Origin of the sequence: Pedobacter rhizosphaerae, assembly GCF_900111155.1 — a bacterium.
GTDB classification, from domain to species: Bacteria; Bacteroidota; Bacteroidia; order Sphingobacteriales; family Sphingobacteriaceae; genus Pedobacter; species Pedobacter rhizosphaerae.
The window spans coordinates 19,821-27,005 of sequence record NZ_FOGG01000050.1 but is presented as its reverse complement, the minus strand read 5'-3'; the positions used below and the strand labels follow the sequence as shown (position 1 = coordinate 27,005).

Annotated in this window: 7 protein-coding genes; 2 read left to right on the top strand and 5 right to left on the bottom strand. The window is 38.2% G+C overall.

What is annotated here, in order from left to right:
• Positions 1-351 (top strand): hypothetical protein (locus BMX11_RS24595; RefSeq protein ID WP_217643905.1); only part of this gene is annotated, 351 nt, incomplete at its 5' end.
• Between the two features lie 42 nt (positions 352-393).
• Here the strand turns inward: BMX11_RS24595 and BMX11_RS22580 are convergent.
• The 3 genes from BMX11_RS22580 to BMX11_RS22570 form a co-directional block, all read right to left on the bottom strand.
• Positions 394-627 (bottom strand): hypothetical protein, encoded by a 234-nt coding sequence (locus BMX11_RS22580; protein ID WP_090889358.1) that lies wholly within the window; start codon positions 625-627, stop codon positions 394-396.
• A gap of 100 nt (positions 628-727) precedes the next feature.
• Complete coding sequence (locus BMX11_RS22575; RefSeq protein WP_090889355.1) at positions 728-1,168, bottom strand: PaaI family thioesterase; 441 nt, start codon at positions 1,166-1,168, stop codon at positions 728-730.
• 40 nt (positions 1,169-1,208) lie between these two features.
• Positions 1,209-3,665, bottom strand: a complete 2,457-nt coding sequence (locus BMX11_RS22570) for a TonB-dependent receptor (protein WP_090889353.1) — start codon at positions 3,663-3,665, stop codon at positions 1,209-1,211.
• A gap of 138 nt (positions 3,666-3,803) precedes the next feature.
• Here BMX11_RS22570 and BMX11_RS22565 point away from each other — a divergent pair, with 138 nt between their 5' ends.
• Positions 3,804-4,295 carry a Fur family transcriptional regulator gene (locus BMX11_RS22565; RefSeq protein ID WP_245738744.1) on the top strand — a complete coding sequence of 164 codons (492 nt, stop codon included), beginning with the start codon at positions 3,804-3,806 and terminating at the stop codon, positions 4,293-4,295.
• Positions 4,296-4,301: 6 nt separating this feature from the next.
• On the opposite strand, the gene BMX11_RS22560 is transcribed toward BMX11_RS22565, so the two are convergent.
• Positions 4,302-5,549, bottom strand: coding sequence for a glycoside hydrolase family 28 protein (locus tag BMX11_RS22560; protein WP_090889347.1), 1,248 nt, complete (start codon positions 5,547-5,549; stop codon positions 4,302-4,304).
• A gap of 249 nt (positions 5,550-5,798) precedes the next feature.
• On the bottom strand, positions 5,799-6,671 hold the full coding sequence (locus BMX11_RS22555; RefSeq protein WP_090889344.1) for a sugar phosphate isomerase/epimerase family protein: 873 nt from the start codon (positions 6,669-6,671) through the stop codon (positions 5,799-5,801).
• Positions 6,672-7,185: the final 514 nt, after the last annotated feature.

The window sequence follows — 7,185 nt, the reverse complement described above, 5'->3', positions numbered from 1 at the left end:
TTCAAGGAAAACTGGTCATCAATTGAGTCAAAGTCCTTTTTTGGGGATAAGATCTATCGAGACGAACCTTTTTTTAGTTGGCTATACAAAGAAAAAGCATCAGTAATGTTCACTCCAATAAGAGAGACACAGGGGAAAGCCGATTGTCTGAAGAATATGGATCGTGCTCACAAAGACCTCTTTTCCAAAGCAGTGTCTACCATAAGACAGCCAATAGAATCCTTCTTCAATTGGATAAATGAAAAAACTCAGATACAAAATGCAAGCAAGGTAAGATCAACAAGGGGACTACTCGTACATATATTCGGAAAGTTGACAGCCTGTTTCCTAAAACCAATTTTTAACCCTTAATTCGCATTACTAGGTACTCGATACTAAATACTAGATAATAGATTACGCAGGCAATGAAATCCGGCTAATAATCTCATCTAGTGCATCGGGATCTATGGCTGCATTTTTCGAAGCACACCATTTGGACGATTTATTATCCATCCAGACGCAAAAAGAATGATAACCGTCTAATACGACAGCATAAGTTTCATGAAAATCATCTTGGATACGCATGCAAAACCCTTTAAACATTTTGCCTCTAACAATAAATTGCAGTGTGGAATAGTTTTCTAACATGGCTCATTATATTTTTGGTTAAATTACAACAAAGAATCAACGAGAATGTTTGGTTAATTTTAAGGAATAGCTAAATAATCTTTAAGTTTTCAAATTTCGTTTAACCTATGTTTAACATGTTCGAATAGCCTTTAGCTATTAAACGTTTTTTTGAGGGTAAAAATATCTCGCACTGCAAATTTAATATGGTTCTTCCCCGCTTAACTATAGCCGTTTCTGCGACAATTTCATCACCTTCACTGGCTGGAGCAAAATAATCAATGTAATTATTCACTGTAGTATATCGATCGTTCAATCCCATGGTGTACACCGTAGCGCCAATTAAATCATCAATAATTCCGGCCGTTACCCCGCCATGCAAAATTTGATAGGGATTCGTCATTTCCGTTCTAACGGTATATTGGCAAACCAAAATACCGCTCTCTGCTTTAATCAATACCGGGGCTAACCAGTTCATATAATTAGAGGGAGATGAAGTAATCACCTTCCCTAACGATTGTCTTAAAAAATTTAATCTTTGTTCGCTTAATGATTGCTCCATATCGGTATTAGTGATGTTGAGCAAATGTAGGAAATGAATTTCAAAATGGAAATACTGCCTTAAAGCTGAAGTTTCTTCCCATGTTGTAAATTCCGGATCTTCCGTTTGGAGAGTCTGTATAATATTCGAAATACTTTAACCGGTTTAGGTTAGACTGATAGGCGATGTTAAAGATATTATCGCATTGGATAAAAATATCGCACCAGGTTTTGCCTGATTTCGATTTGAGTGATGAGCCAATCCCCGCATTAATCAAGGTGTAACCTTTAGTAAAGGTTTCAGTATCATCTAAAGCATAAAATTTATCCTGATCGGCAAAAATTGCAGCATCTATTTTAAAGTAAGGTTTATCAAAAAAACCAATAGCTGATTGCGCGGTTGCCTTAAGTTCTGTTCTAATTTGCAAGGGTGGAATAAAAGGTAAGTACTTAGCCGCAGAACCATGAAGGGCTAAGAGATCTTCATTTTGATTCAATCCGACTACATAAGCCAGACTATTGTTAAAGCTTAGCCACTTAGCCGCAGTTGGGTGAATGTTTACCGTTAGCTCTGCTCCGTATAACCTGGCTTTAGACTGTTGATACTGATAAGTTAGGTTACCTGGAACAATTACCACAGGATTTCCATTTGCATCGGTTAAGCGCGAATGGTAAATATAATTCTGAATGTTATTGTTAAACAGTTCCAAACTTAAATCTAACTCTTTCAAATAGGCAATAACACCAATATCTTCCTGCAAATTAAACTCAGGTTTAAAGGTTCTGTTACCTAAATAAACGATATGCGCACCTGGATCTAAACCATTGGAACCAATTTCGGTAATGTTTGGTGCACGGTAACCACGCGCAATATTGGCTTTAAACAACAACCTTTCTGATAGATTATAGGTTAATCCTAAACTTCCGGAAAAACCGTAATAGTTTTTACTAAAGCCCGGGAACTGTAAATCGCCTGTGGCATTTCCTGCCTCTACTTTTTTTCCAAATCCAGTTGCAGGATCTGTACCCACATAGAAATCATTCCATTGGATATTTCTTCGGTCTAAACGCACACCACCAGAAATATCCAGCTTACCGAATGTTTTCTTGGCAAAAAGAAAGGCACCTATATCAAACAAATCATAATCTGGAATAGGAAAATCGGTAGCTGCCTTACTCCTGTTCTGCTGGTACATTCCATTTACACCAATGGTACTTTCTATCCCCGAAATATCGGGCAGGTTATATTTAAGATCATAATTAAAAGTATTTAATACGACATATAAACCGGCCTGACTTGGTACTGTAGGGTGATTATATTCGCGCCTTACACTTTGCTGTCCGCCCAATAACACATTCAAATCGCTATTACCAAACTTAAACTGACTGTTGTTGTAAAACCTAAAATGCTGAATATGCTGATGAAGGGGGGTGATAGCGTACCTGGTTAAATCGGCATCTTGTACAATTGGCCTATTTTTAATATCATCACCATCATCTAAAATTTGCCTGGTAAATTTTCGGCTTAGTGAATCCCGACTACCATCGGGAATCTCCATCTGGTTATTATAATATGTAGCGGCAGTTTTAGAATATCCCCATGGCTTATCTACGCGGGCACTTGCAGAAAGGTTATACTCTCTAAAAGCAGTACCATAAACCCATCCATCTATAGGGTTATGATAATTATGGGCTGTTTTTCCTGTTGCTCTGAAAGTATATTTCCAATCATTTTGAACATATGCCAGACCTACTGAAGCCCCTCCCATACCATTATTACTCTGATAGTTTAAGGTTACATCGCCTTTTAATCCATTCTCCTGCGAATGAGGAACATAGGGAATCATATTGATTACTCCGGCCAAAGCATCAGAACCATAGGTTAAACTTGCAGGTCCTTTAACTACCTCTGCCCTGCTAATTCCATATTCATCTACCTCTATTCCATGCTCATCTCCCCATTGTTGTCCCTCCTGCCTTAAACCATCATAAAGGGTTAAAACACGGTTATAGCCTAATCCACGAATAAAAGGTTTTGATACATTAGGGCCTGTGGTTACTGCTGTAACTCCTGGTACACCTTTTACTATAGCTTCAATCAAATTCGTATTTACGTTTTGATCCATTGTTTTTTTGCTGAGCACAGCTATAGGCACCGGACTTTTACGAAGTGATGTAGCCCGGTTCACCCCTGTAATTACCACATCGTCCAGATTGGATGTAGCGGTTTGTAAATTTATATCCAATTCATTTAAACCACTTCTAACCTCTACTGCTAATTTTTTAGATGCGTACCCTAAACCAGTAATTTGTAGTTCCAAAGCCCCTACCGGAATATCTTCTAAAACAAAGCGACCATCTGCATCAGATTTTACTGTTTTCTTTAATGCCAAAATTTTTATGTTAATGTTTTCTACCGGTTGATGGTTGGCGTTGATCTGCCCGATTAGCTTAGCCGCCTGGCCAAAACTAAGCAAAGAAAGAAATAAGAAACTAAAAGATAGTAGGAGTATTTTCATGAATCAGTTTATCTAAATATATTTTTAGACAAATCTAAATTTAATTTTAAATTAATCAAATTATATTTTTAATTAAAAACAACAATTTAATTGTCAATTAATTAAAGAATACTCTATTTACTTTGTTGCATTTAGCTATTGCGCCGTATATTTGTATTTAATTATCACTTTGGAGGAACAATAAGTGCTATGGAAGCTACAGCAGAAAAGAAATACGAACAGGTACTGGTGAAAAATGGTTTAAAGCGTACTGGTGCTCGTTTAAAGGTATTGGATATTCTATCTCAGCGAGATTCAGCTACTTCTCAGCCCTACTTGGAAACGGTAATAGGCAAGGAAACCGATCGCGTTACGCTTTACCGTATACTAAAAACCTTCGAAGAAAAAGGGATTATCCATCGCATTTTGGATAACAATGGTACAGCTAACTATGCCATTTGCTCTAGCTCATGCTCTGAACACGATCATCATGATGAACATGTTCATTTTAACTGCAGCAATTGTGAAAAAGTTTTCTGTATTGATGATGTTAAGATTCCAACCATTAAAATACCTGAAGGTTTTACACCTACGCAGATGAATTTAGTGGTAACGGGAATTTGCAAGGACTGTAATGCATTGCTAGATTAATTAACCTTAGCGAACCGCCAAGGGTTTCCCATTTAAAATTACATTTTCGGCTTTAACGCCGTCGTATATATTTTTGAATTCTGCTGTTTCGGCAGTGGCCTTTATATCTTTAAAAACAATACCCGAAACCTGATCTGCCGCATTTCCCTGCATGGTACCAAAGCTTTGACAGGCTACATTGATATTTGAAAACTTAAAGTTTCGCACAATGCCATAAGGCTTTTCTTTACTGTCTCCGAGGTTGAAAAATTGTTTCCATGGATTCATGTCGATAATTACCCCACATTTCCCAATAATATTTTCTACCGTAACATTTTCAAACAATTGATAAGTATCTGGCCTCATTTTCAGCCTTAAAATTGGACAGGTATTATCCACTGTGCAATTTCTGATGGTAATATTTTTGGCATGAATACTTTCACTACCTAAAGTTAAAGTGCCATGCGATTGTCCAAAATTGCAATTTTCTATTAAAACATCTTCTACAATGCCATTACCGGGGAGTTTTTGGGCATTAGGTCCTTTCCCTCCCTTTATACAGATTCCATCATCATTTACAGAGATATAGGTATTACGGATGGTTACTCTTTTACACACATCGATATCTATACCATCGGTACTGGGTGCTTTTACAGGTGCAAAAGGCGATCGGATATCACAGCTATCTATCAGCACATCTTCGCACTGATAAAGGTGGGTAGTCCAGAAACCCGAATTGCGCAGTTTTACATTGGTTATTTTAACCTGATTGCTTCCCCAGATAAAAACTAACCGTGGCCGGTGAACTTCCAGGTTGGTACTGCTTCTGTTGAGCTTTTTTAAGGAATCGCGATGCGCCCAAAATGCTTTCCAAAAGCGTAATCCGTTTCCATTTATTTCTCCTGGGCCAGAAATGCTAAAATGCTCTAGTTGATAGGCATTGACTAAGGCGGCATAGTAATCCAGGTTTTGTCCTTCCATACGCGATGGAATTAAAGGATAATCGGCAATGTTATCTGATCCTTTTAGTACTGCCCCCTGAGCCAGCCGTAACTGCGTTTTAGGCTTAAAAAATAATGCGCCAGTTAAGAAAACTCCTTTAGGGATTACAATAGTTCCACCTCCTTTGGCGCTTGCCTTGTCAATTACCTTTTGAATAGCAACCGTGTTTAATTTGGTACTATCGGTACTTACACCGTATTTGGTAATGATATATTCTTGAGATTGGGTATTGAAGCCCGCAAATAGGCAAAACAGTAATAAAAGTCTTTTCATGGAATTTGGTTAGCACAGTTCAGCAAGTCTGCTTAATCCAAATATAGGCATCATAATGTTGCGGTGCATCCTGTATTGTCCTGTTGATGGGTCCCATGGTCCGTGGCACACGGACCATGTATGAATAACTAACAAATGTGACCTAAATAGTCCGTGGCACACGGACCATGTATGAATAACTGATAAATACGCCTAATATATGGTCCGTGTGTCACGGACCATGGTTTTATTGCAAATATGTTTTTCCCCCTACTCATTCCCTCCATAAACCTCTGCCACCTGCCTGGACAGATAGTTAAACGCCAGCGGAATCTCTACCTCCGGGTTTTTAACACTCCCTTCCATAAAAATAAATCCCCTGTAACCAATCTTCTTCAATGCCCGGAGATAAGGTTTAAAATCATCGCCCATTACACCAGGAAGTGACCGTTTTTCCTTTTCTGCAATTTCGCAAAAGCCTACCAAATTCCCTGCGGCCACAATCTCTTCTGGCGATTCTCCCTCCCGCATCATGTGAAAAATATCTGCATTAAGCCTAAAGTTAGGATGATCCACTTTGCGAACGATCTCTGCCGCCGCTTTCAATGAAGTAATGAAGGTAGTTTCTGTGGTTTCTAAATTTTCGAGCACAATAGTCACCTGGTATTTCTTTGCAATTTCACCGAGCTTTTTACCCATGCTAACAAAATCAGTCTTAGCTTTTTCAATATCGTAGCCTGCAGGAATATTTCGCGCACCGCCACTGCCCAATACAATATATTTAACACCCGCTTGTCCTGCTCGCGAAAGAACAGAGTCTGCATAGGTTAATACCCTATTTTCAACTACCTCAGGACCGGCTATTTTTAGTGTACCGGGAAAGAAAAGATTGCAGGAAACAAGTTTGCATTTGGCAGCCTTAATTTCTTTTAGTTTAGCTAAAAATTCCTGATCGCTTAGTGATGGGGAAAGTACTCTTTTTACAGATTCGCCATTTGCTCTAAAACCAGCAGCATAAATCAATTCATCCTGGGCTAATCCAGCAACAATGCCCAGCTGTGGATGATTTTTTCTATCAACAATAAAACTCGAAGCAAATAAAAGTGATGCGCTTAGCAATACAAATAGGTATTTGGTTTTCATGGGTATCAATTTGGTTAGTATTGATGTTTTAGGGATAAAACAATGTATGGATTTAATTTTAAAATATTGATTAACAATATTGATACGCAGCTTGTTCCAGCTGTTCAATTGATGTGTTCCATACGCCTCTAATGCTGTTAACTTAAGCTAAATGCTGTCCTGAGCTTCCCGATGTGAAATTGGGACAAGTAGTCGAAGACCTTCTTAATAAGGAGAAAACTAAAATGGATTACCCTTCGACAGGCTCAGGATTGACAATACATTTTAGTTTTCTCCTTAAGTTAATAGCAGTCCATACGCCTCAAAGCGCTGGCCTCATCAAATAGTATAAAACCGATTGATAAATATCAAGATTGATACAAATCATACTTGTTATCAGAATTCTATTTCGCTAAATTTATAACAACTCCCCGTCCGTACCGATCTAAAGATCTTCCAGGACTTTATTAGAAAACCAGATGTAAACCCTATGCGCACGATTAACCCTCATTTAGCTTGTGCAAAAGAAACGTTT